This is a genomic window from Dactylosporangium vinaceum, from assembly GCF_019904175.1.
Taxonomy (GTDB): Bacteria; Actinomycetota; Actinomycetes; order Mycobacteriales; family Micromonosporaceae; genus Dactylosporangium; species Dactylosporangium vinaceum.
Map to the genome: position 1 here is coordinate 6,704,335 of NZ_CP061913.1, position 22,091 is coordinate 6,726,425.

General features: G+C 74.1%; 20 protein-coding genes. 9 read left to right on the forward strand and 11 right to left on the reverse strand.

The window, feature by feature from the left end; translation table 11 throughout:
• Positions 1–18: 18 nt before the first annotated feature.
• Positions 19–864, forward strand: a complete 846-nt coding sequence (locus Dvina_RS30230; protein ID WP_223092719.1) for a DUF4097 family beta strand repeat-containing protein — start codon at positions 19–21, stop codon at positions 862–864.
• Here Dvina_RS30230 and Dvina_RS30235 read toward each other — a convergent pair.
• Positions 848–1,537 (reverse strand): TVP38/TMEM64 family protein, encoded by a 690-nt coding sequence (locus tag Dvina_RS30235; protein ID WP_223092720.1) that lies wholly within the window; start codon positions 1,535–1,537, stop codon positions 848–850. The two genes, Dvina_RS30230 and Dvina_RS30235, sit on opposite strands and share 17 nt — an antisense overlap.
• A 149-nt stretch (positions 1,538–1,686) precedes the next feature.
• Between Dvina_RS30235 and Dvina_RS30240 the strand changes: the two genes are divergently transcribed.
• Both Dvina_RS30240 and Dvina_RS30245 read left to right on the forward strand, forming a co-directional pair.
• A complete protein-coding gene (locus Dvina_RS30240) occupies positions 1,687–2,853 on the forward strand; it encodes a M20/M25/M40 family metallo-hydrolase (protein WP_223092721.1) in 1,167 nt (388 codons plus the stop codon).
• 67 nt (positions 2,854–2,920) lie between these two features.
• Positions 2,921–3,868 carry a hypothetical protein gene (locus Dvina_RS30245; RefSeq protein WP_223092722.1) on the forward strand — a complete coding sequence of 316 codons (948 nt, stop codon included), beginning with the start codon at positions 2,921–2,923 and terminating at the stop codon, positions 3,866–3,868.
• 97 nt (positions 3,869–3,965) lie between these two features.
• On the opposite strand, the gene Dvina_RS30250 is transcribed toward Dvina_RS30245, so the two are convergent.
• Positions 3,966–6,155: a discoidin domain-containing protein gene (locus Dvina_RS30250; protein ID WP_223092723.1), complete on the reverse strand. Its 2,190-nt coding sequence runs from the start codon at positions 6,153–6,155 to the stop codon at positions 3,966–3,968.
• Positions 6,156–6,350: 195 nt separating this feature from the next.
• On the opposite strand from Dvina_RS30250, the gene Dvina_RS30255 reads away from it, so the two are divergent.
• On the forward strand, positions 6,351–7,214 hold the full coding sequence (locus tag Dvina_RS30255) for a DUF1996 domain-containing protein (RefSeq protein ID WP_223092724.1): 864 nt from the start codon (positions 6,351–6,353) through the stop codon (positions 7,212–7,214).
• Here Dvina_RS30255 and pdxR read toward each other — a convergent pair.
• Entirely contained in the window at positions 7,162–8,616 is a 1,455-nt protein-coding gene (gene pdxR, locus Dvina_RS30260; RefSeq protein WP_223092725.1) for a MocR-like pyridoxine biosynthesis transcription factor PdxR, read from the reverse strand. The genes Dvina_RS30255 and pdxR overlap by 53 nt on opposite strands.
• 47 nt (positions 8,617–8,663) lie before the next feature.
• Here pdxR and Dvina_RS30265 point away from each other — a divergent pair, with 47 nt between their 5' ends.
• Positions 8,664–9,830 (forward strand): MFS transporter, encoded by a 1,167-nt coding sequence (locus Dvina_RS30265; RefSeq protein ID WP_246655414.1) that lies wholly within the window; start codon positions 8,664–8,666, stop codon positions 9,828–9,830.
• Between the two features lie 54 nt (positions 9,831–9,884).
• On the opposite strand, the gene Dvina_RS30270 is transcribed toward Dvina_RS30265, so the two are convergent.
• The 3 genes from Dvina_RS30270 to Dvina_RS30280 form a co-directional block, all read right to left on the reverse strand.
• Positions 9,885–10,532 carry a hypothetical protein gene (locus tag Dvina_RS30270; RefSeq protein ID WP_223092726.1) on the reverse strand — a complete coding sequence of 216 codons (648 nt, stop codon included), beginning with the start codon at positions 10,530–10,532 and terminating at the stop codon, positions 9,885–9,887.
• 195 nt (positions 10,533–10,727) lie between these two features.
• Complete coding sequence (locus Dvina_RS30275) at positions 10,728–13,139, reverse strand: sigma-70 family RNA polymerase sigma factor (protein WP_223092727.1); 2,412 nt, start codon at positions 13,137–13,139, stop codon at positions 10,728–10,730.
• Between the two features lie 61 nt (positions 13,140–13,200).
• The gene (locus Dvina_RS30280) at positions 13,201–13,443 is read right to left on the reverse strand and encodes a hypothetical protein (RefSeq protein WP_223092728.1); all 243 of its coding nucleotides are present in this window, start codon (positions 13,441–13,443) and stop codon (positions 13,201–13,203) included.
• A 56-nt stretch (positions 13,444–13,499) separates the two neighbouring features.
• Here Dvina_RS30280 and Dvina_RS30285 point away from each other — a divergent pair, with 56 nt between their 5' ends.
• The 3 genes from Dvina_RS30285 to Dvina_RS30295 all read left to right on the forward strand — a co-directional run bounded on the left by Dvina_RS30285 (position 13,500) and on the right by Dvina_RS30295 (position 16,935).
• Positions 13,500–14,366: a hypothetical protein gene (locus Dvina_RS30285; RefSeq protein ID WP_246655415.1), complete on the forward strand. Its 867-nt coding sequence runs from the start codon at positions 13,500–13,502 to the stop codon at positions 14,364–14,366.
• 175 nt (positions 14,367–14,541) lie between these two features.
• On the forward strand, positions 14,542–16,056 hold the full coding sequence (gene arfA / locus Dvina_RS30290; RefSeq protein ID WP_223092729.1) for an arabinosylfuranosidase ArfA: 1,515 nt from the start codon (positions 14,542–14,544) through the stop codon (positions 16,054–16,056).
• 246 nt (positions 16,057–16,302) lie between these two features.
• The gene (locus tag Dvina_RS30295) at positions 16,303–16,935 is read left to right on the forward strand and encodes a hypothetical protein (protein WP_223092730.1); all 633 of its coding nucleotides are present in this window, start codon (positions 16,303–16,305) and stop codon (positions 16,933–16,935) included.
• Between the two features lie 51 nt (positions 16,936–16,986).
• Here the strand turns inward: Dvina_RS30295 and Dvina_RS30300 are convergent, their stop codons facing one another.
• The 5 genes from Dvina_RS30300 to Dvina_RS30320 are packed head-to-tail and all read right to left on the reverse strand — an operon-like array spanning position 16,987 to position 21,197.
• Positions 16,987–18,753: an FtsX-like permease family protein gene (locus tag Dvina_RS30300; protein ID WP_223092731.1), complete on the reverse strand. Its 1,767-nt coding sequence runs from the start codon at positions 18,751–18,753 to the stop codon at positions 16,987–16,989.
• A gap of 1 nt (position 18,754) precedes the next feature.
• Entirely contained in the window at positions 18,755–19,450 is a 696-nt protein-coding gene (locus tag Dvina_RS30305; RefSeq protein ID WP_223092732.1) for an ABC transporter ATP-binding protein, read from the reverse strand.
• Positions 19,435–19,941, reverse strand: a complete 507-nt coding sequence (locus Dvina_RS30310) for a PadR family transcriptional regulator (protein WP_223092733.1) — start codon at positions 19,939–19,941, stop codon at positions 19,435–19,437. Before Dvina_RS30310 ends, Dvina_RS30305 begins: the two co-directional genes overlap by 16 nt.
• A gap of 9 nt (positions 19,942–19,950) precedes the next feature.
• Entirely contained in the window at positions 19,951–20,412 is a 462-nt protein-coding gene (locus Dvina_RS30315) for an alpha/beta fold hydrolase (RefSeq protein WP_223092734.1), read from the reverse strand.
• Positions 20,409–21,197, reverse strand: a complete 789-nt coding sequence (locus Dvina_RS30320) for an MOSC domain-containing protein (RefSeq protein WP_223092735.1) — start codon at positions 21,195–21,197, stop codon at positions 20,409–20,411. Before Dvina_RS30320 ends, Dvina_RS30315 begins: the two co-directional genes overlap by 4 nt.
• A gap of 71 nt (positions 21,198–21,268) precedes the next feature.
• Between Dvina_RS30320 and Dvina_RS30325 the strand changes: the two genes are divergently transcribed.
• A complete protein-coding gene (locus Dvina_RS30325) occupies positions 21,269–22,081 on the forward strand; it encodes an SMP-30/gluconolactonase/LRE family protein (protein WP_223092736.1) in 813 nt (270 codons plus the stop codon).
• Positions 22,082–22,091: the final 10 nt, after the last annotated feature.

A 22,091-nucleotide genomic window follows, 5' to 3' on the forward strand; every position in this document is an offset into this window, starting at 1 on the left:
CCCGGAACGGGGACGACCATGCCCACCTTCGACACACCGCAACCCATCACCGTCAGCCTCGACCTCGGCGTCGGCCACGTGCGCATCTTCGCCACCGACCGGGCCGACACCGTCGTCGAGGTCCGCCCGACCGACCCGGCCGAGCCGTCCGACGTCGACACCGCCGCGCAGGTGCGGACCGACCTCACCGGCGGCACACTGCGCATCACCGGGCCGCGCCCGCGAATGTTCGACTTCTCCCGCAAGACCCGCTCGGTGGAGCTGACCGTCGAGGTGCCCCGCGGCTCGCGGGTGGCCGGCGAGCTCCAGCTCGGCGACTTCCGCTGCACCGGGCCGCTCGGCGACTGCCGGCTCAAGACCGGCCTCGGCAACGTCTGGGTCGAGCAGAGCGGCTCCCTGCGCGTCGACACCGGCGCCGGCGACGTGACGGCCGGCGGCGTCGCCGGTGACGCCGAGATCGCCACCGGGACCGGGAAGGTGCAGCTCGGCACGGTCGACGGGGCCGCGGTGGTCAAGAACTCCAACGGCGAGTCGGCGGTCGAGGCCGCCGGCGGCGACGTGCGCATCCGCAACGCCAACGGCCGCATCGCGGTCGGCCGGGCCGGCGCCGGCGTCGACGCGAAGACGTCCCTGGGCGACGTCCGGCTCGGCGCGGTGACCCGCGGCTCGGTCATCACCGAGAGCGCGCTTGGCGACCTGGAGATCGGCATCGCCGCGGGCACGGCCGCCTGGCTCGAGGTGAACACCGGCTTCGGCCACGTCCGCAACGAGCTGACGAACACCGCCCGCCCGGAGCCGACCGACGAGACCGTCGAGGTCCGCGGCCGCACGTCCTACGGCGACGTCATCATCCGCCGGGCCTGACCGGCGACTCGGGCTGCACCGGCCCGGGCGTCTGCGGGTGCGCCCGGCGGCGACGCTGCAGGAGCAGCCCTCCGGCGGTCAGCAGGACGAGCGTGCCCAGGGCGGCCCACAGCGGCCAGGCGCCGGGCTGCCAGCCGTAAGCGCCGACCGTGACGTAGGCGGCGGTCGCCGGGACGATGCCGATCCCGGTGCCGAGCAGGAAGTCGCGCAGCCTGACGCTCGTCACCCCGGCGACGTAGTTGACAGCGGTGAACGGCACCACCGGGATCAGCCGGGCGACCAGGATGGCCCGCACACCGTGCTTCGCCAGCACGGCGTCGACCGCGTCCAGGCGGCCACCGGCGAGCCAGCGCACGGCGTCGCGGCCGAGCAGCCGCCCCAGGTACAGGGCCATGACCGCGCCGAGCAGCGCCCCGCAGACCACCGCGGGCAGCCCGCCCGCGATGCCGAACAGCGCACCCGCGGCGAGGGTGAACACCGTCTTCGGCAGCGGCGACAGGCACACCAGCCCGTAGACCCCGGCGAAGGCGGCCGGCGCCCACCAGCCCAGCCCGTCGGCCCACCGCCGCAGCGCGTCCCGGTCGGGCAGCCCGACGAACACGGCGAGCGCGACCACCCCGCCGACGAGGACGACGAGCCCGGCCAGTCGCAGCAGCCGGGCTCCACGCGTCATGATTCACATCATGCCCGATCCGGCGCGCATCGGCTCGCCGCGTCCACGCGATGACCGGCCGGCTCGCCGACCGCGGTGGGGTCAGCCCCTCCAACCGACGGGGGTCACCGGGTCTGTGCCGGGGCACAAAATCGGGAACGCTTCGATGCATGACCATCACCCGACGCGCCGTGCTCGGCGCCGCCGCGTTCGTGCCGTTCCTGGGGAGCGTGGGCTCCAGGAACCCCGAGGACCTCATCGACCTCCGCCGCGATCTGCACGCCCATCCGGAGGCGGCGGGGCAGGAGCAGTACACCGCCGGCGTCGTCGCGCAGCGCATGCTCGCCGCCGGCCTGCAGGTGACGACCGGCATCGGCGGCCACGGTGTCGTCGGCGTGCTGCACGGTGCCCGCCGGGGCCGGACGGTCGCCTACCGGGCCGACATCGACGCGGTGCCGCCGGCGGCGCAGTTCCCCACCGGGCCCGTCACCGCGCACCTGTGCGGGCACGACATCCACACCACCGTCGGCGTCGGCGTGGCCGAGGCGCTGGCCCGGCAGCGGCGAGCCCTGCAGGGCAGCTTCGTGTTCGTGTTCCAGCCCGGCGAGGAGAACCTGACCGGCGCGTCGGCGATGCTGGCCGACCACCTCTTCGACAGCAACCCGCCCGCCGAGATCCACGCCCTGCACTGCGCCCCGTTCCCGGTCGGGCAGTTCGCCGTCATGCCCGGGTTCGGCCTGGCCGGCCTGGACCGGGCGCAGATCACCCTGCCCGACGCCGCCACCGCCCGGTCCGTGGCCGCGGCGGTCAGCGCGCTCGGCACTGTGCAGTTCCCGCAGGGCACGGCGGACATGGAGCGGCTCATCGCCGACCTGCAGCAGCCCGGCTCGCCGCTCGCCGAGTTCGTCTTCATGCGCGCGTCGGCCTCCGGCGCCACCGTCTCGCTGGCCTACAAGTGCTGGCCCGAGCAGCGGTACACCGCCATCCGGCAGGAGATCCAGCGCCTCGCCGGGCCCGCCGCCGTCGCCTGGGCCGGCGACCCGTTCCCGGCGATGGTCGTGGGCGAGCGCGAGGGCACGGCGGTGGAGCGGTACCTGCGCCGGGCCGCCCGCCGCGTGACCCGGCTGCACGGCTCAATCCCGTTCAACGGCGAGGACTTCGCCCTGTTCCTCAAGCGGCTGCCCGGGACCTACACCTTCCTGGGGGTCCGCCGCCCGGGCAGCACCATCGACACCGCGTACCCGCACTTCGGCGCGTTCGACCCGGACGAGCGGGCCATCGCCCACGGCGTGCACGCCATGGCCGGCTGGCTCGCCGAGCGGGGACTATCACGGTGAGATGACAAATGCGTACGCGTAGGTGATCATGTTCCAGCCCTGGTCCCACACCGGTTGGAGCGCCACCGTGTCCCGCATCGACAGCACCTTCGGCCGCCCGGAGCTGGCCGCCGTCCGCGCCGCCGCCACGCGCGGCGACCTGCGGGCGCTCAGCGCCACCCTCACCACCGGCCTGGCCGGCGCCCACGACCGGCTCGACCGGATGTGGGAAGCGGTCGACGCCTTGACCGCCCGGGCCGGCACCGCGGTGCCGGCCGGGCTGGATGACTGGCTGCGCGCCGAGCCCGGCAACCCGACAGCCCTCGCCCTGCGCGGCGGCGCTGAGGTCGGCCGGGCCTGGGAGGTCCGCGGGAGCGCTCCGGCCCGGCAGACCCGGCCGGAGCGCCTCCACGCCTTCCAGGCTGCGCTCGCGGACGCCGAGCGCCTGTGTCACGCCGCCGCCCAGGCCGACCCGCGCGACCCGGCGCCGTGGGCGTTCCTGCTGCAGTCGGCCCGCGGCCGGCAGCTCGACACCGGTGAGGTCCTCCGCCGCCGCGACGAGCTGGAGGCCCGCGCCCCGCAACACCTGCGGTCCCAGGCCCACGCGGCCATCGCTCTGGGCCCGATGTGGGGCGGCTCGACACAGCTCGCGGTTGAGACCGTCCGTACCTGGCTGCGCAGTGCCCCGGCCGGCTCGACGCTGCCGGCCCTGTTCTTCGTGGTGCAGTTCCAGCGCTTCCCGCAGGAGGGCCGCGGCTTCGCGAGCGACCCGGCCGTCCGTGAGGAGGGCACCCGCATGGCCGCCCGGCTGCCCGAGCACCCGGCCCGCACACCCGACGAGTTTCTGGCCCACAACTACGCTGCCGGCTGGTTCGCCCTGACCCGCGAGCCGGGCCGCGCGAACCACCACTTCAAACTCCTGCAGGGGTACGCCACCGAGCAGCCCTGGACCTCCCTGGGCGACGCGACCGGGCAGCGGGCGATCGCGGTCTTCCGCGGCAAGCGCCAGAACGCCATGCTCCGACTGCCCATCTGAGGTCCGCGGACCGACAGCCCCGGCGCGGTGGGCGGGGCCCACCGCGCCGAGGACCGGCACCACGTTCGTCAGCCGCGCGAACGTGCCTGCCCGGCGATCACGGGTAGCTCACCACGGTGTGCGGGGTCACGTGGTCCGGCGTGGCGGTGTCGCCGGTGTCGTTGATGACGTGGGTGATCGAGCCCTTGCCCAGCGACACGGTCAGCAGGTCGTGGAACCTGACGTTGGCGTTGACCGGCGCCTCGAAGGAGTGGTACGCGGCGATGGACTCGTCGGTCGTGAAGACGCAGTAGCTGCCCATGCCCCACGCCTCGTGCGAGGTGACGGTGTTGGCGACCTTGTACGCGGCGTAGCCGGTGATCCCGTCATGGGACCAGGCCGCGGCCGACGGCGGGTCGTAGGGCAGCTCGTTCTGGAAGAAGATCGTCTTGCCGCCGTTGCCGTTCCAGATGACGTTGTACTTCTCGAAGTGCTCCACGAACAGCCCGTACGCCGTCACGTTCTGCCCGTTGACGATCAACCCGGTGTCCGACGGGTTGGACGTCCAGCCCGCCCCGGCACCGTGGTCGGCCCGCCACGCCCAGATGTGGTCGATGATCGTGTTGTTGTTGTTCACCACGAGCGCGTTCGTCACCTTCGCCGCGCCCGCACCACCGACCCGCAGGAACACGTCGGAGATGAGGTTCGGAGCACCCGCGTGGTTGCCCGAAGCCCCCGCCGGACCGACCTGCAGCAGCGCCGGGGAGTTCGTCGGACCCGCATCGAACAGCAGCGACGCGATCTTCACCCCGTCGACGTCACCGACCTGCATCGGCAGCACACCGTTGTCGGCCACGATCGTCGCGTAACCCAGACCCAGCACCACCGTGTTGGCCCGGTTCACGTTCACCGTCTGGCTCAGGTGGTACACACCCGGCGTGAACAGCAGGTTCAGACCCTGCGCCACCGCCTGGTTCAGCGTCGCCGCGGTCACACCCGGCTTCGCCACATAGAACTGACTCAGCGGCAGCGACGTGCCCGGGGTCTGCCCGTTGATCCAGGTCGCACCGCTGCTGCTGGTGCGCAGCGACGGGACGAAGACGCGGTAGCCCGAGGCGTCGGCGTAGAAGTACGGCTTCTCCTGGGTCACCGGCGAGGTGGCCAGGGTGGTGTACGCCGGCGACGGGAACGAGGTCGCGGGCGCGCCCTGCACCCCCGAGAACACCATGTTCCACAGGGCGCTCTTCCAGCTCCCGATCGTGCTGTCGCGGGTGAACCACTGCTGCTGCGAGCACGGGCTGATCTGCCCGCTCACCCGGCTGTCGGCGATGTACCCGCCCGAGGCCCAGCCACAGTTCGGGCTGGCCAGGGTCATGCCGCCGTGCACGTCCATCCGGCGGAACGGCGCCGCCTGGGCCACCGCCCAGCGGTCGGTGCCGTTCACCGGATAGACCGACAGGTTCTCGGCCGAGCGCCAGAAGTTCTGGGTGGCGTTGCCGGCCATCCAGCCGGCGTCGACGGTGACGTCACCGTGGATCTGCACGTCCTGCGGGTTCTGCCCGAGGCCGCTGATCGACGTGTAGAAGCCGATCTGGGCATTCAGGCCGCTGTAGGAGCCCGGCTTGAACAGGAACTGGTAGCGCTCCGAGCCGAACTGGTTGGTCTCCTGCTGGGTGAAGACCTGGTCGAGCTTCGCCTGGATCGTGGCCGACGACTGGCTCGGGTCGAAGACGATGACGTTGGAGCCGAGGTCACCGCCGCCGGGCAGGCCCGGGCCGGACGGGGTCGTGCTCGGCGACGGATCGGTGCCCGGGCCGGAGCTGAACACCGAGAACTCGAAGAGCGAGTAGCCGTACTGGGTGGCCCGGGCGGTCCCGTACAGCCGGATGAAGCGGCCGGAGCCGCTGACGTTGAGGGTTTCGGTCCCGCCGGCGCCGGTCGTGGTCGAGTAGATCGGCGTCCAGCCGTTGACGCCGTCGGCCGAGACCTCGACCCGGTACGCCTTCGCGTAGGAGCGCTGCCACGACAGCGACACCTGACAGATCTGTGTGGTGGCACCGAGGTCGATCTGAATCCACTGTGGATCGACGCCGTGCTCGCTCGACCACCGCGACGAGCCCGAGCCGTCCACGGCCTTGGCGGGGCCCAGGCTCGCACTTTCCGACGACGACGCCGTGGCCGTCCTGTTCAGAGCGACATTGGTGGTACCACACCCGGTCGCCGCGTCCGCCGAGCGACCGATCACCACGAGTGTGCACGCCAGTAGCGCCGTGGCGGCGGCGGCTACGGCGAAGAGTCTGCGCTGCATGACAGCAAGGTAGGACCGGCCCGAAGGCCGGGGCAATCGCTTGCCATCTCTTGCCAAATGGATCAACGCGGCTCCACTGTGGACCTTGACTTGGCATGGCAACTCAATGGCAAACGCTTTCCCGGGGCCGCGGGCCGCTGCTACGGTCCGCAACTACCTATCGCCGATGCTCGATTCAACCGCCAAGGAGTCGACATGAGCATCCGTCCGAAACCACACCGGATCCTGGTCGCGGCGGCGTTCGCCCTCGCGCTTGCCGCAGGTGTGGCCGTGGCCGGCCCGGCGCTCGCCGCGGACGACCCGCCGCGCGCGCAGTACCACGAGATGCACGCCAACTGCACCGTCAACCACACGCTCAACGACGACCCGATCGTCTTCCCGGGCCTGCCCGGCGCCTCGCACAACCACTCGTTCATCGGCAACCCGGCGGTGAACGCGAACTCCACCCCGCAGTCGCTCGTCGGCGGGGCGAGCTCGTGCGAGGACACCCTCGACGCGTCCGGGTACTGGTTCCCGACGCTCCTGCAGCGCGGAGTACCGCTGCAGCCCGACAAGCCGACCGTCTACTACAAGTCCGACGTCAAGGACTACCGCACCGTGAAGCCGTTCCCGGCGGGCTTCAAGCTGCTCGTCGGCGACGCCAAGGCTCCGAACACCGCGGCCTTCAGGGGCAACTACCAGTGCACCGGCTACAAGGGCGCCGACTTCCCGGCCTCCTGCCCGGCGGGCTCGACGCTGCAGGTCCGCCTGACGTCGCCGAGCTGCTGGGACGGCGTGCACTTGGACACCGCCGACCACAAGTCGCACATGGCGTGGCCGGTCAACGGCGTCTGCCCGGCCGACCACCCGGTCCCGCTGCCGATGCTCGAGATCAAGCTGCCGTACCCGCTGAACAACGGCGACACCGGCGGCCTGGCCTACGCCTCGGGCGGCAGCTACACGTTCCACTACGACTTCATGAACGGCTGGAACGCCGCTCGCCAGGCCTACCTGGTGTCGTACTGCATCAACGGCGGCCGTCAGTGCAACGGCTTCGGCGTGGACCCGAAGAACCCCTGATGTCCGCGATGGCGGCGATGCCCGACTCGATCGCCGCCCGCGAAGTGTTCCCGAAGCCGAGGATCAGGCGCGGCTGCGGGTGTACCTCGCCCACGTAGAGGCTCGCCATACCGTACAACCCGACACCGCGCGAGGCCGCCGCCGCGATGAACGCGGCCTCGCCGGTGCCGGGCGGCAGGTGCAGCACCGCGTGGAAGCCGGCGGCGAGCCCGGTCACGGGCAGGTGCGGCGCGTGGCGCTCCAGCGCGGCGAGCAGCGTCTCGCGGCGGGCGGCGTACTCGGCCCGGACCCGCCGCAGGTGCCGGTCGTAGCGCCCCGACTCGAGCAGGGCGGCCAGGGCCAGCTGGTCAAGGCCCGGGCTGCCGCGGTCGGCGCGCCACTTCCCGCGGGCCAGTGCGGCGTGCAGGCGCGGGGGCGTGACGATCCAGCCGAGGCGCAGGGCGGGGGCGAGGGACTTGCTGACGGTACCGAGCGAGACGACACAGTCGGGGGCGAGCCCCTGCAGCGACCCCACGGGATCGCGGTCGTAGCGGAACTCGGCGTCGTAGTCGTCCTCGACGATGATCGCGCCCGTGGCCCGGGCCCAGGCGATGAGCTCGAGCCGGCGCGGCCCGGTGAGCACGACCCCGGTCGGCCACTGGTGCGCGGGCGTCACGAACACCGCGTCGGCCCCGCTGCGGGCCAGCGCCCCGACGTCGAGCCCGCCCTCGTCGACCGCGACCGGCACCGCCCCGATGCCGGCCGCCGCCGTCAGGTCCGCGACGTTCGCGCCGCTGCCCGGGTCCTCGAACCCGATGCGGGTGAACCCGGCCGCGGCCAGCGCCCCGACCACGAGCCCGAGCGCCTGCTGCATGCCCGCACAGACGATGAGGTCCTCCGCCGTGGCCGCGACCGCGCGCACCCGGCCCAGGTAGGAGGCGAGCACCTCGCGCAGCGCCCGGGCCCCGACCGGCTCGCCGTAGTCGAACGCCGCGTTGGGGGCGGCGCGCAGGGTCTGCTGCACCGCCCAGGCCCACTCGGCGCGCGGGGCCAGGCCGAGGTCGGGCACGCCGTGGCGGAAGTCGGCGACCGGGTATCGCGGGCGCTGCTCGGCGATCGTGCTCGGTGCCTGCGCATCGGGGCGCACCACGACGCCGGGGGCGACGCGCGTCGCGGAGCCGGGGCGGCTGGTGAGGTACCCCTCGGCCTGGAGTTGCGCGTAGCAGTCCTGCACCAGTCCGCGCGACAGGCCCAGAGCGCGGGCCAGTTCCCGCGACGACGGCAGCGGCTCGTTGCCGGCCAGCCGCCCGCCGCGAATAGCGGCCCGCAGCTGCTCTTCCAGCTGCGTGCGCAGCCCGGCGCCGCCGCCGCGGTCGATCGTCACCAGCAGCCCCGGCCCCGAACCGGCCCACTCGACAGGCACGGAACTGGACCTTACCAGGGGTCCGGTTCGCCCATAGCGTCATGGGCATGACGACCTACGCGCTCCCCGCCCCGCCCGCGACGACGCCGGCCCGCCCGCGTCTGGTGACCCGGGCGCTGCTGCTGCGGCTGGTGTCGATGCTCGGCTCGTCGATCGGCTTCTACCTGCCGCTGTCGGTGGTGCCGCTGTTTGCCCGCGACTCCGGCTCCGCGCGCGCCGCGGGCCTGGCCACCGTCGCGCTGCTGCTGGCGACCGTCGCGTGTGAGCTCGTCACGCCCCGCCTGGTGGCCCTGGTCGGCTACCGGTGGGCCCTGGGCCTGGGCCTCGTCCTGCTGGGCGCGCCGACGCTGGTGCTGACCGTGACCGGCGAGCCGGGAGCGATCCTGGCGGTCTGCCTCGTCCGCGGAGCCGGGTTCGCGATCTGCACCGTCGCCGGCGGGGCGCTGACCGTCACGCTGATCCCGGCCGAGCGCCGCTGCGAGGGCCTGGCGTTCGTCGGCACGGTCGCGGGCGGCTCGAGCCTGATCGCCCTGCCCACCGGCGTGTGGGCGGCCGACCGCTGGGGCTACACCCCGGTGTTCCTGGCCACGGCCGTCCTCACGCTCCTGGCGCTGCTCGCGGTGCCCGGCCTCCCCCGCCGGATCGCCGGCAACACCGCCCACCGCGGCCTGCTGTCGGGCCTGCGCCGCCCGGCCCTGACCCGGCCGGCCACCGTCTTCGCGGCCGTCACCGCCGCCGTCGGCGTGCTCGTCACGTTCCTGCCGCTGGCCACCTCGGCCCAGCCGGCCTGGGTCGCCGCCGCCGCACTCCTCGCGCAGCCCGCCGCCGCGACCGCCGCCAGCTGGCTCACCGGCCGCGTCGCCGACCGCCGCGGCCCCGCCCGCTTCCTGACGCCCGGCCTGATCCTGGCCGCCGCCGGCATGGCCCTCCTGGCCCTCATCGGCACTCCGGCCGCGGTGATCGGCGGCGCGGCCGTGTTCGGCACCGGCTTCGGCATCCTGCAGAACACCACACTGTCGCTCATGTACTCGCGCGAGCGGGCCGGCGGCGAAAGTACCGTCAGCGCCATCTGGAACACCGCCTACGACCTGGGCATGGCCGCCGGTGCCCTGGCCGCGGGCCTGATCGTCGCCTCCGCCGGCTACCCGCTGACCTTCCTGCTCACCGCCGCCGCCATCCTCCCCGCGCTCGCACTGTCCACCCGGGAGCGCTGACCCGCCGCGGGCCGGCCGGCGTCCGGGCCGACGCCGACCGGCCCCGCGCCGCGATCAGGCGGTGCGGTGGCGACCCTGGTACACGGTCGCGGTCAGCTTGTACAGGTGGCGGTGGCCGACCTGCTGGCACGACGCCTTGTCCCACTGGCCGCGGCGGACCCCGGCCCGCGCGTCGCTGCGGCACGCGTGGCGGCTGCGGTAGAAGTCGACGGTGAACGTCCGGGCCTTCGGCGCGAACCGCACGTCGTGCTGGTGGCCCCGGTTGTCGCGGTCGCGCCAGTCACCCTGCTGGTCCCGGCCGCGGCCGTCGTTGCCGCCGCGGTCGCCCCGGCCGTCGTTGCCGCCGTGGTCGTCGCTGCGGCCGCCGTGGTCGTTGCCCCGGTCGTCGCGCTGGTCGCCGCTGTGGCCGCTCGGCTGACTGCCCGAGCCGTCGCCGTGGCCGTCGTCATGCCTGCCGTCGCCGCGCTTCCCGTCGTCGTGCTTCCCGTCGTCGCTCCGCTGGCCGTCGCGGCTCTGCACACCGCCGGTGCGGGCCTGGTCGGAACCGTGCTGCTGGGTGGCGGTCGTCGTGACCGGCACCGCGACGTCGGTCGGCGACGCGACGGAGGCGGCGGAGGCGGCGGTGCCGCTCAAGCCCAGCGCCGCCCCGGCGACGACGCCCATGCCGACAACCGTCAGTGTCCTGCGAGCCTTGGCATTCATGTCCGGTGGTTCCTTCCCCCGTTGCGATTTCCGTGTGCAAGCACCGTAAACCCCCAAACCGGACATGTACGAAATATGCGCTCACCGCTTCATCCCGATTCCCGCCGCCGAACACGCGCGCGCAGCCACCGGAAACGCGCGCCCGACCGGCCGAAACGCGAGCCCGGCCACCGTTCGGAGGAGGGCGGCCGCCGTTCAGCCGGTGCAGCGCCGCGCGATCAGCGTGGCCTCATCGCCGTTCCAGACCGGCCCCGGGCGCACGATGTAGCCGGCGGCCACGAACTCGTGCCCGCCCGTGCGGACCCCGTCGAGGAACTTCCCGCCCACCGGTCCGGCGGCGACCCGGGTCCACCGCGTCCCGTCCCAGTGCAGCGCCAGGGGTTGCCTGGTCGCCGCCCGCTCCTCCCCGATCAGCCCGAGCAGCCACGCGTCCCCGGGCCCGAACACCGTCACGCCGTGCACGGAGCCGGCGCCGACGTCAGGCAAGGCGGCGACAGTCCACTGCCGACCGTCCCAGTGGGCGGCGTACGGGCGCTGGGTGCCGACGGTGTCCACCCAGAGGCCGCCCACCCAGACGTCAGCCGGCCCGGCCGCTTCGACGTTGCGCAGCAGGGTCTGCCGGCCCGCGACGGGTGGCCGGGGCATGGCCGACCACCGCACGCCGTCCCAGTGCTCGACGAGCGGATCGCCGCCCCAGTCACCGCCGACCGCCCACACGTCCGAGGGGCCGGAGGCGGCCGCCGCGCGCAGCAGGTTCGACGTCGCCAGCGGGCTGGGTGCGGCGATGCGGGTCCAGCCGCCGCCGTTCCAGCGCAGGACCGCGGCCTCCGAGGAGTACTGGGTCTCGTTGGTGTAGCCGAGCACCCAGACGTCGGTGGCGGTCATCACGACGGCCGACGCGAACAGGCCGGCCGGGAGCGGCCGCTCGGTCCACGTGGTGCCGTCCCAGTGCACCGCGATGCTGTACACCGGCACATCGCCGCCGTCACCGGCACCGTTGTCGCCGTAGCCGACGGCCCAGGCGTCGGTGCGGCTGCGGGCGGCGACGTCGGACAGCAGGTTGGCGCCGGTGCCGGGGTTCGGGCTCGGGAACGTCTGCCACGCCGAGCCGTCGTAGTGCGCCAGCAGGCTGCGGCGGCCGGACTGCCCCACCGCCCATACGTCGGACGGGCCGGTGGCGGCGATCCCGGCGATGTAGTGGATCCCGGCGGCGGCCGGCGGCATCGCGATGCCGGTCCAGCCCGCCGCGCACCTCGTCGGCGCCGGTGTCACCACGGGAGCCGGGGTCGTCGGCGTCGGTGCCGGTGCCGGTGGTGCGGTTGTCGTTGGCGCGGTTGTCGTTGGCGCGGCAGTCGTGGGTGGTGCGGTGGTCGCCACCGGTGGGGCGCCGGCCGCGGTCGTGGCGGGCGCCGAGGCCGGCGGAGGCTTCGGTGCGGCCGAGGGCGGGCGCGTGGAGGCGGAGGTGACGGCCACGACCGGCCGGTCGGCGGCGTCCGAGGACAGGGTGGAGGACAGCACCCCGGCGACGACCGCCACCACGACCGCCCCGGCGGTGCCCGCCGCGGCGACGGCGCCCGGATGCTGCTGCGCGGTGCTCACGACGGCCGCGACCGCCGGCTGCCGGGTCACGCTCGCGACGAGCGCCTGGACCCGGTCGCGCCCGCGCTCCAGGCGACCGGGCGGTGCGTCGGGAGCCGTGACCGCGCCCTCCAGCACGGCCACCGGCGACGGCACCGGGCGGGAGAACCAGCCGGTGACGATCTCGATGATCGTGCGGCGGCGGTCGGGGTCGGTGTCGCGCTGCCGGTCCAGCCACGCCTGGAGCGCGGCGGGGACGGGCAGCAGCGGCAGGGTCCGGAACTTCTTGAGCACGGCGGCGCCCGAGCGGGCCAGCCGGATGGTGTCGGCCTCGGCGCCGCAGGCCGCGCAGCCGGTGATGTGGGCGGCGACCGCGTCGTAGCCCTCGGGTGCGATCGTCCGCCGCCCGCCCAGGAGCCCGGTCAGGCCCGCGCAGCCCAGGGTGCCGGCCGAGCGGGCCACCCACACGGCGGCGAGGCGCGCCACGAACCGCTTCAGGGCCCTGGACTTCAGGACCGAGATGTTGCTGTAGCCCGTGAGGCCGGCCGCAGCGGCGAGGTCGGCCCCGGTGAGCTCCAGGCGGAAGGCGCAGTAGACGAGGGTGCAGTCCCGCGGCGAGAGCAGGCTCAGCGCCTCGTGCACCCACTGCCAGAACTCGCGGGTGCCGGCCTCCTCCGGCGGGCTCGGGGCGGAGGAGGTCAGGGCCGGCTCGAGGTCGGCGGGCGCGGCCGGGATCGAGTAGCCGCGCCGGCGCCGGGCCGTGTAGCGGGCCACCTCCCGCCCGGCCGCCGTGAGCAGATACTTGAACAGCGAGCTGCGGTCGTAGGCGAACCGCAGCTCCGTGCCGCCGTCGTAGGCGCGGATGACGGCGTACATGACCCTGCGGGTCAGCTCTTCCGCGTCGGCGTCGTCGGGGACATGGGCGCGGACGAAGCCCCAGATCTCGGGCATTGCGTCGTTGAGGAGGTGCCAGAGCGCCTCCCGGCCGGCCGCTCCACCGCGCCGGACGTCCTCGAACCGCCGATCCATCAGGCCCTCCACGAGCTCGCCGCGGCCGCCGCACCCATGGTGGCGGTCCCATCGCGGTCTGTCACTCCCCGATCGGCTCGACTTCCGGGCCGACCGGGCGCGGGCGTCCGAGGTGGTCGAGGTGATCAACGTGGTCGCGGGCGCCCACCACCTTCAGAGGCAGCCGGGCCCGCGCGCTCACACCCCCGGACCGGGGAATGTCGAGCAGCATGGCGAGGCCGGCGGCGGCCAGTGCCAGTCCCTCGCGCTGCGCGAGCATCGCGCCGGCGCCGAACAGTTGCAGCAGGATCTGCAGTCGCTTCATACCGTCCACAGAGTCGTTCCCCGGCGCCGGCTAACAGGCCCGGCGAGAATGGGGCCATGGAGATGGATGTCAACGCCGCGGTGCGGTTCGTGGCGACGCACGGGCGGGTGCTCGACCGGCGGCGGCTGGATGTGCTCCTCGGCCGGGGGGAGCCGGAGCCCGTGCTCGCCGCGCTCGACGCGTACCGGAACGGGGACGGCGGGTACGGCTGGGGCCTGGAGCCCGATCAGCGCTCGGCCACCAGCCAGCCCGTCGGCGCCATGCACGCCCTGGAGGTGCTGGCCGACGCCGGGGACGGGCGGAGCCCGCGGCCGATCGAGGTGTGCGACTGGCTGGCCGCGCACAGCCGGGCCGACGGGGGCATCCCGTTCGGGCTCCCGCACGACGACACCGCCGGCAACGCGAAGCACTGGGTCGACGCCGACCCGGCCGTGTCCTCGCTGCAGATGACGGCGCAGCTGGCCGCCCAGGCGCACCGGATCGCGCGGCGGCGGGCCGACGTCGCCGGGCACCCGTGGCTGGCCGCCGCCACCGCCTACTGCATCGACCAGATCGAGCGGCTCGGCGCCGACCCGCACGCCTATGTGGTGATGTTCGCGCTGCACTTCGCCGACACCGCCCCGCCGGCCCACCACCTGGTCGAGCGGCTGCTGCGGTACGTGGTGCCGGACGGGCCGACGCCGGTGAGGGGCGGGGCCGGCGGCGAGGCGCTGCACCTGCTGGACTTCGCGCCCTACGCGGACGGCCCGGGCCGCCGGGCGCTGCCCGCCGGGGCGCTCGCGAAGGACCGGGAGCGGCTCGCCGCCGCTCAGCGCGACGACGGCGGCTGGACCGTGGACTACCCGGTGTACAGCCCGGCGGCGGCGCTGGAGTGGCGGGCCTACGCGACGGTCCAGGCGGTACGCGTGCTGCGCGGCCGGTAGTGCGCTGCCCGGCGACCGGGACCGGTATCCGTTGACCGGGGGGCCGCGCTCGTGATACCAGTCGACGATCATCGATACTCGTGACAATCCTGCCGCTCATCGCGGCGTTGCTCCTCCTGCAGCGGTACTGGCGCGGCGGCCTGACCATCGGCGCGCTCGAGTGAAAGGCAATGCGATGCTCAAGGCGCACGTCACCCTCGACCCGGCGGCCGTCGTCGCCCCCGTCAGCCGCCGGCTCTTCGGCACCTTCGTCGAGCACATGGGCCGGTGCGTGTACACCGGCATCTACGAGCCCGGCCACCCGCTCGCCGACGAGGACGGCTTCCGCACCGACGTGCTCGCGCTGACCCGCGAGCTGGGCGTCACCACGGTGCGCTACCCGGGCGGCAACTTCGTCTCCGGGTACCGCTGGGAGGACGGCATCGGCCCGCGCGCGCAGCGGCCGCGGCGGCGGGAGCTGGCCTGGCACAGCATCGAGACGAACGAGATCGGCATCGACGAGTTCGCCCGGTGGGCGGCCAAGGCGGGCGTCGAGATCATGTACGCGGTGAACCTCGGCACCCGCGGCGTCCAGGAGGCGCTCGACGTGCACGAGTACTGCAACCAGCCGGCCGGGACGACGCTCGCCGACCTGCGCCGGGCCAACGGGGCCGAGCAGCCGTACGGGATCGCGATGTGGTGCCTCGGCAACGAGCTCGACGGGCCGTGGCAGCTCGGGCACAAGAACGCCGCCGAATACGCCCGGCTCGCCGCGGAGACGGCCCGCGCGCTGCGGGCGGCCGAGCCGGGTCTGCAGCTGGTGGCGTGCGGCAGCTCCGGCTCGACGATGCCCACGTTCGGCTCCTGGGAGTCGACGGTCCTGGAGGAGACCTACGACCTCGTCGATTACATCTCGTGCCACGCGTACTACGAGGAGTACGACGGCGATCTGGGCTCGTTCCTGGCTTGTGCCAACGACATGGACCACTTCATCGACAGTGTCGTCGCCACCGCGGACAGTGTCGGTGCCCGTCTGCGCAGCCGTAAGAAGATCCAGCTGTCCTTCGACGAGTGGAACGTCTGGTACCTCTCCCGCTTCCAGGGCGGCCCGCCGCCGACCGAGTGGCAGGTCGCGCCGCGGGTCATCGAGGACGAGTACAACGTCGCCGACGCCGTGGTCGTCGGCAACCTGCTCATCGCGCTGCTGCGCCACAGCGACCGGGTCACCGCGGCCTGCCAGGCGCAGCTCGTCAACGTCATCGCGCCGATCCGCACCGAGCCGGGCGGCCCGGCCTGGCGCCAGAGCATCTTCCACCCGTTCGCCCGCACGGCCGCCCTCGCCCGCGGCGACGTGCTGCGGACCGCCGTCGACGGCCCCTCCTACGAGACCGAGCGCTACGGCACGGCCGCGACTGTCGACGCCGTCGCCACCCACGACCCGGCCACCGGCGACCTGGTGCTGTTCGCCGTCAACCGGGACCGGGCCGAGCCGGTCGAGCTGACCGTCGGCCTGCGGGCGTTCGGGGCCGGCGCCCGCCCGGCCGGGACGTGGACCCTGGCCGACGACGACCTGCTGGCGACCAACACCGCCGACTCCCCCGACCGCGTCACCCTCGACACCTCCGGCACCGTCACCGTCGACGGCGACACCGCGACGGTCGTGCTGCCTCCGGTCTCCTGGACGGCGGTCCGCTTCCGTAAGCCTTCCTGACCCCAACCGCCGGCCGGTCACGGCGAGGCCGCCGCCCACCGGCCGGGTCATGGCAGGGCGCCCCGGCGACGACGCCCCGGGGCGGCGGGCGCTGTCAGGGCTGGCCGCGCATCCCGTGTTCCGCGATGCGTTCCGGTTTTGCGGCTAGGGTTTGGCGACGGTGAGCCGGGCGTGGCGGCCGTGGACAGGGTGATGGGCGTCGGTTTGGCCTGTTGGAAGCATTCCTCGATCGCCGGAGGTGGAGGCGTGGACAGTTCGGTGCAGCCGGGGCGCAGGCTCGTCCCGGTGGTGCTCGGTGCGGTTGCGCTTGTTGCCGTGGTGGTGGAGGCGGTGGCGGCGGCCAACCCGGGACGCTACGTCGTGCTCGTTCCGGCCGGTCGGGCCGCCGTCGTCGCCGTGGTGCTGGCGGCGGCGTTGGTGGTGGCTGGCGTCGCCGTCGGTCTGCTGGTGCGCCGGACGGTCGCGGCGAAGGTCGTGGCCGCCGGCACGGCCGTGGTGGCGCTCGTCGTGGTGTGCTGGGGGCTCGAGGTCGGGCGGGCGAACGACGGCCGGCAGCGGGGCGCAACGGACTCGGTCGCGGTCTCGCCCGACGGCCGGTTCGAGCTGGTGCTCGTGCACTACCCGTCGTCGGAGGCGCCGCGCGACTACCTGCGGCTGCGCTCGAGGGACGGGGTGGGTAGCCGCGAGTCCGGGCAGAGTCTCGCCTGCTTCTCCAAACACTATGACGTCAACGCCCCCGAGGACCAGTTCGGCCAGGCGTCGTTCGTCGCGGAGCGCGAGGTCGAGATCCGGGCCGCGACGGGCGAGCCGTTCCGGACGACCTTCGACCCCGCCTCGTTGAACGCCGTCGCGACCTGGTCCCGGGGCTGCGACGCCTGAAGGCGCTCCCACCAGCCACAGTCGAGCCGGTCTCGAAGCACCGTTGTAAAGCTAGGCGGACTCGAGGGTGGTGGCGATCGGGCGGCGGGCGGCCAGGAGGGCCGGTACGGCCGTCAGCGCCACGATCGCCAGGATGACCAGCAGCGCCGTGGTCAGCATCGCGGTGATCGTGGCGTAGTGGAAGCCGCCCGATTGGTCGAAGTACGCGTACAGGCCGATGCCCGCCGGGACGCCCGCGGCCACGCCGGGCAGGGCGGGGAGGAGCTGGGCCACGGCCAGGCCGGTGCCGGCCTGGAACGGGGTGGCGCCCAGGGCCCGGGCCACGGCCAGCGGGTGGCGGGCGTCCAGGACCGCGCTCCACGTGCTCACGACGGTGTTGAACAGGGCCAGGACGCAGATGACGGCGGCCACCAGGAAGCCGGCCCGGGCGGTGGCGGCGCCGCGGACGTCCGGGAGTTCGGCGCCGCCGAGGTCGACGGGGTGGGTGCCGATCTGGGCCGTCAGCATCAGGACCGCCGACAGGGCGAACATCGTCATGAAGGCGTTGACGGTGACCAGGCGGGCCCGGCGGGGGCGACGGGCGTTGATGCGGACACCCAGCAGGAGTGGGGTGGGCAGGCGGCGGGAGAGCCACACGCGCCAGCGGCGGCGGCGCGGCGGGGCGGCGGCGTCGGCCAGGGCGTGGGTGGTGCTCGTGGCGGTGGCCCGGAGCACGGGGACGACAGTCGCGGCGGCGGCGATGGCCACGGCCAGTTCGACGGCGGCCAACAGGGCCTGCAGCGGTGGCGGGGCGGCACGTGACGTACCCAGGAGACCGGCACTTGGCTCGAAGAGGGCCGGTGCCGTGAACCAGCCGGCGAGCAGCCCGGCGCCGGCCGCGGTCAGGGCGATCACCAGGTACTCCGTCAGGTGCACGAGCGCGATGAGGGCCGGGCCGGCGCCGAGGGCCTTGAGCACACCCACCCGGCGGCGGCGCCCGGCGATGCGCCCGGCGACGATGCCCAGCACGCCGGCGATGGACAGGACGTTGAGCATCCAGCCGCCGAGCCGCAGGGTCAGCTGGGCGTCGCGGTTCTGTTCCTGGTAACGCTCCTCGAAGTTCTGCCAGCGCAGCATGTTCAGGCCGGGGCCCCACTGGTGGGTGAAGGCGCGTGAGGCGTCCGGGTCGGCGATGCGGACCTTCAGCGAGTACGTCTGCGGGTGCGCGACCTCGCTGCGCTCGACCCAGATCAGGCCGGCGCTCGCCGTGGCCACACCCTGGCCGGGCACGCGCCAGCCGGCCGACGGGTACGCCGAGCGGGACGCCGTGATCGCGGTGCCGGCGACCCGCAGCGGGCGACCGTCCACTGTGACCTGATCGCCGAGGTGCAGGCCGAGCGCCACGGCGAAGCCGTGTTCGACGACGGCGGCGCCGGGGGCGATCCACGTCCCGCTGCGCACCAGCGGCTGGTCGACGGCGGCCGGGGACGGGTCGCGGCCCTCGACGACGGTGCGCACGGTCCGGCCGCCGGCGCTCATCATCAGGTACGCGATCGGGAACGGTCCACTGCTGGCGATCGTGTCCGGGTTGTTCGCGACCGCTTCGAGGTCGGGCAGGACGGCGTCGCCGGTGCCGAGCGGCTCGGCCGCCGCGTCGGGGCCGTTCGTCGCGGCCCTCGTCTGCTGGTAGGACGAGGCGGCGATGGCGTTGAGCGCGAAGCCGAGGCTCAGCGTCGCCGTGGCGGCGCCGATGGCCACGACCAGCAGGGCCGTCTCGAGCCACGTGCGGCGCACGTCGCGCACGAGGAGGCGCCCGATGATCAGGAGTCGGCCGCGCACGTCAGCGCCCGCTGCCGGCCCGGTAGAGCGACCCCAGCATGCCGTCGCGCATGGCGATCATCCGGTCGGCGACGGCCGCGATGCGCATGTCGTGGGTGACGACGACGAGGGTCTGCCCGGCCGCCCGCAGCTCCTCGAAGAGGCGCAGCACGTCGAGGGTGGCCTCGCTGTCCAGGTTGCCGGTCGGCTCGTCGGCCAGCACGATGAGCGGATCGTTGCTCAGCGCGCGGGCGATCGCGACCCGCTGGCGCTGCCCGCCCGACAGCGCCGACGGCAGGTGCTTCGCCCGCTCGGCCAGCCCGACCCGCTCCAGCAGCTGCATGGCCCGCCGCCGGGCCCGGGCCGGTGACCGCCCGGCCAGCAGGGCCGCCATCTCGACGTTCTCGACCGCGGTGAGCTCGTCCATGAGATGGAACGCCTGGAACACGAAGCCGACGCTGTCGCGGCGCAGCCGGGCCCGGGCCCGCTCGCTCATCGTGTCGATGCGCTGCCCGGCCAGCCAGACCTCGCCCTCGTCGGGCTCCTGCAGGCCGCCGAGCAGGTGCAGCAGCGTAGACTTGCCGCAGCCGCTGGGCCCGGTGACGGCCAGCGACTGCCCCTGGGGTACCTCGAGCTCGACCTCGTCGACCGCCCGGACCAGCCCTTCGCCGCGGCCGTACCACTTGCTCAGCCGCCGGCCGCTCAGCACTGCGTCCACACGCGCTCACACTCCTCCAGCCACTGCAGGTCGGCCCGCAGCCGCAGCACCACGCCCTCGACAAGCAGCCCGGCCACCGGGTCCAGCGCCCGGTCGAGGGCCGTGCGCTGCGCGTCGCGGAGCCGGCCGAGCAGGTCGTGGCGCTGGGCTTCGACGAGGTCCAGCGGGTCGGCGAGCCGGGCCGCGGCCGCCGTCACCAGCTTCAGGTGAAACTCGGTCAGGTCCGGGCGCGGCCAGCTCACCTCGGCCAGCCACTCGGTGACCCGCTGCTGGCCGCCGGGCGTCAGGGAGTACACCCGCCGGTCCTTGTGCTGGGAAACGGTGTCCTCGCAGGACACGAGGCCGGCCTTGGCCAGGCGGGTCAGCGTGACGTAGATCTGCCCGGCGTTCAGCGCCCCGCCCAGCGGCCCGAGCGCCCGCTCAATGCGTTTGCGCAGCTCGTAGCCGTGCGCGGGCTCCTTGGCCAGCAGCGCCAGCACCACGTCCTGCACGGGGCATAGCTAACCGTTATCCGTGAACCCTGTCAAACCCATGAGCTCCAGGACGGCCCGGCTGAGCTCCGCGGGGCGCGTCTCCGGGGTCACCAGCATCGGCATGGCCGGGGCCGGGACGGGCCACGCGGCCTCGACGAGCGCCAGCCGGATGACGGCGGCGGGATACTCGGTGGCCAGGCACAGCGCGACGGCGGCACCGAGGCCGTGCCCGACCACGGTGAACCGCTCGCAGCCGAGGTCGCCCATCACGTCGAGCGCGTCGCGGGCCATGGCCCGGGCCGACATCTCCGCACCGGCCCGCGCCGCGCTCTGCCCGTGCCCGCGCAGGTCGAGGCCGACGACGGTGGCCCAGAACGCCAGCCGCCGGGCGAGCTCGGGGTCCTGGCGCAGCAGCAGGATCGGCGGCCCGGAGCCGTCGACGGTCACGAACAGCTCGGCGTCGTCGACGTCGACGATCCGCGTCCTCACGCCGCGACCCGCACGACGTCGCCGACGCGCAGGGCGCCGGTGCGCTCGACCGACCCGTAGGCGCCGACGCAGGTCAACGGCCCCGGCCCCCACAGCGCGACCCGGTTGGCCCGGGCCGCGGCCCGCAGGACCGCGGGATCGTCGGGCAGGTCGTCGCCCTGGGCCAGGGTCGGCACCGCGCACCGCGGCGTGGGGTGCAGGACCCGGATCACCGCCCCGTCGCCGATCGTGAGCGTCCGGCCCGACCAGGTGTTCTCCACGAACGGCTCGGCGTCGGGCAGGCGCACCACGAGGTTGGGCCGGAACCGCCGGTGATCCGGCCGGCCCAGCGCCTCCAGGGTCGCGGTGGTGACGATGTGCACGGCGGCGAAGTCGGCGAACGTGCCGGCGGAGCCGAGGTCGCTCAGCGTCATCACCCCGGCGCCCGGCTCGGTCTCCGGGGTCAGCCGCTCCATCTTCGCGTCGCCGGGGCCGGCCATCGAGCCGTGCGACGCCAGGCGCACCGGCCGCCCGACCACCCGGGACAGGCCGGCGTCGGTGTCGAGCGCGGCGCCGTCCGGGCCGGTGATCACCACGCTGTCGTCGGCGCGGTAACCGGCGGACATCCGCAGCAGCCGCCGCCACTTGCGCGGGTTCTTCGCGCTGGCCACGAGCCCGGACTCGGCGTCCACGAGGGCGTAGCGGCGGTCGCCGTCGAGCCCGGACGGGCCCAGGTGCGCCTCGGCGAGCTCCTCGCCGCACATCGACTTGACCGGATAGCGGCCGAGCCAGACGATTTCTCCCACCTCAGAAATCTACCCGCGCGATGTCGATTCCCGCGGCCCGCCGTTCGTGTGGTGATGTGATGGTTGACGACATGCGCATTCTCGTGGACGGCCGCGGCCTGCTGGAGTCACCCCGCTGGCACGGCGGGCGCCTGTACTTCGCCGACTGGTCGGCCGGCGAGGTCCTGGCCGTGGCCCCGGACGGCGGCGGCACCGAGGTGGTGGCCCGGGTCGACTCGCTGCCGCTGTGCATCGCCTGGCTGCCGGGCGACCGGCTGATCATCGTCGACTCGCGCCGGGGGCGGCTGCTGCGCCGTGAACCGGGCGGCGCGCTCGTGCCGCACGCCGAGCTCGGCCGGCCGGGCTGGAACGACATCGCCGCCGACGGCCGCGGCAACATCTACGTCAACGGGGCCGGCTTCGACCCGATGGCGGGCCAGGAGTTCGCGCCGGGCGCCGTGTTCAGGGCAGCGGATGTGGTACTGCCGGCCGCCGACGACATCGCCTTCCCCAACGGCATGGCGGTGACACCCGACGACCGCACCCTGATCGTCGCCGACTCCTACCGCCACCACCTCCTCGCGTTCGACATCGGCCCCGACGGCGCCCTGGCCAACCGGCGGGTGTGGGCCGAGCTCGGCACCGGCGTGCCCGACGGGATCTGCATCGACGCCGAGGGCGCGGTCTGGTACGCCGACGTGCCCAACCGCTGCTGCGTCCGCGTCGCCGCGGGCGGGGCCGAGCTGCAGCGCGTGACGGTGGACCGGGGCGCCTTCGCGTGCGCGCTCGGCGGCTCGACGCTGTTCGTCACGGCCGCCCGCTGGCAGGGGATGACGGCGGCGCAGATGGTGGAGCCGGGCAGCGGGCAGGTGCTGGCGATCGAGGTTGCGGTACCGAATGCTTAAGTTGCTTTTC

Excerpts from the sequence above, each read along its gene's own strand:
- Dvina_RS30325 (WP_223092736.1), top strand. The coding sequence starts at position 21,269 with ATGCGCATTCTCGTGGACGGCCGCGGCCTGCTGGAGTCACCCCGCTGG.
- Dvina_RS30280 (WP_223092728.1), bottom strand. The coding sequence starts at position 13,443 with ATGAAGCGACTGCAGATCCTGCTGCAACTGTTCGGCGCCGGCGCGATG.
- Dvina_RS30250 (WP_223092723.1), bottom strand. The coding sequence starts at position 6,155 with ATGCAGCGCAGACTCTTCGCCGTAGCCGCCGCCGCCACGGCGCTACTG.
- Dvina_RS30275 (WP_223092727.1), bottom strand. The coding sequence starts at position 13,139 with ATGGATCGGCGGTTCGAGGACGTCCGGCGCGGTGGAGCGGCCGGCCGG.
- Dvina_RS30240 (WP_223092721.1), top strand. The coding sequence starts at position 1,687 with ATGACCATCACCCGACGCGCCGTGCTCGGCGCCGCCGCGTTCGTGCCG.
- Dvina_RS30270 (WP_223092726.1), bottom strand. The coding sequence starts at position 10,532 with ATGAATGCCAAGGCTCGCAGGACACTGACGGTTGTCGGCATGGGCGTC.
- Dvina_RS30285 (WP_246655415.1), top strand. The coding sequence starts at position 13,500 with ATGGAGATGGATGTCAACGCCGCGGTGCGGTTCGTGGCGACGCACGGG.
- Dvina_RS30235 (WP_223092720.1), bottom strand. The coding sequence starts at position 1,537 with ATGACGCGTGGAGCCCGGCTGCTGCGACTGGCCGGGCTCGTCGTCCTC.
- Dvina_RS30230 (WP_223092719.1), top strand. The coding sequence starts at position 19 with ATGCCCACCTTCGACACACCGCAACCCATCACCGTCAGCCTCGACCTC.
- Dvina_RS30265 (WP_246655414.1), top strand. The coding sequence starts at position 8,664 with ATGACGACCTACGCGCTCCCCGCCCCGCCCGCGACGACGCCGGCCCGC.
- Dvina_RS30255 (WP_223092724.1), top strand. The coding sequence starts at position 6,351 with ATGAGCATCCGTCCGAAACCACACCGGATCCTGGTCGCGGCGGCGTTC.
- arfA (WP_223092729.1), top strand. The coding sequence starts at position 14,542 with ATGCTCAAGGCGCACGTCACCCTCGACCCGGCGGCCGTCGTCGCCCCC.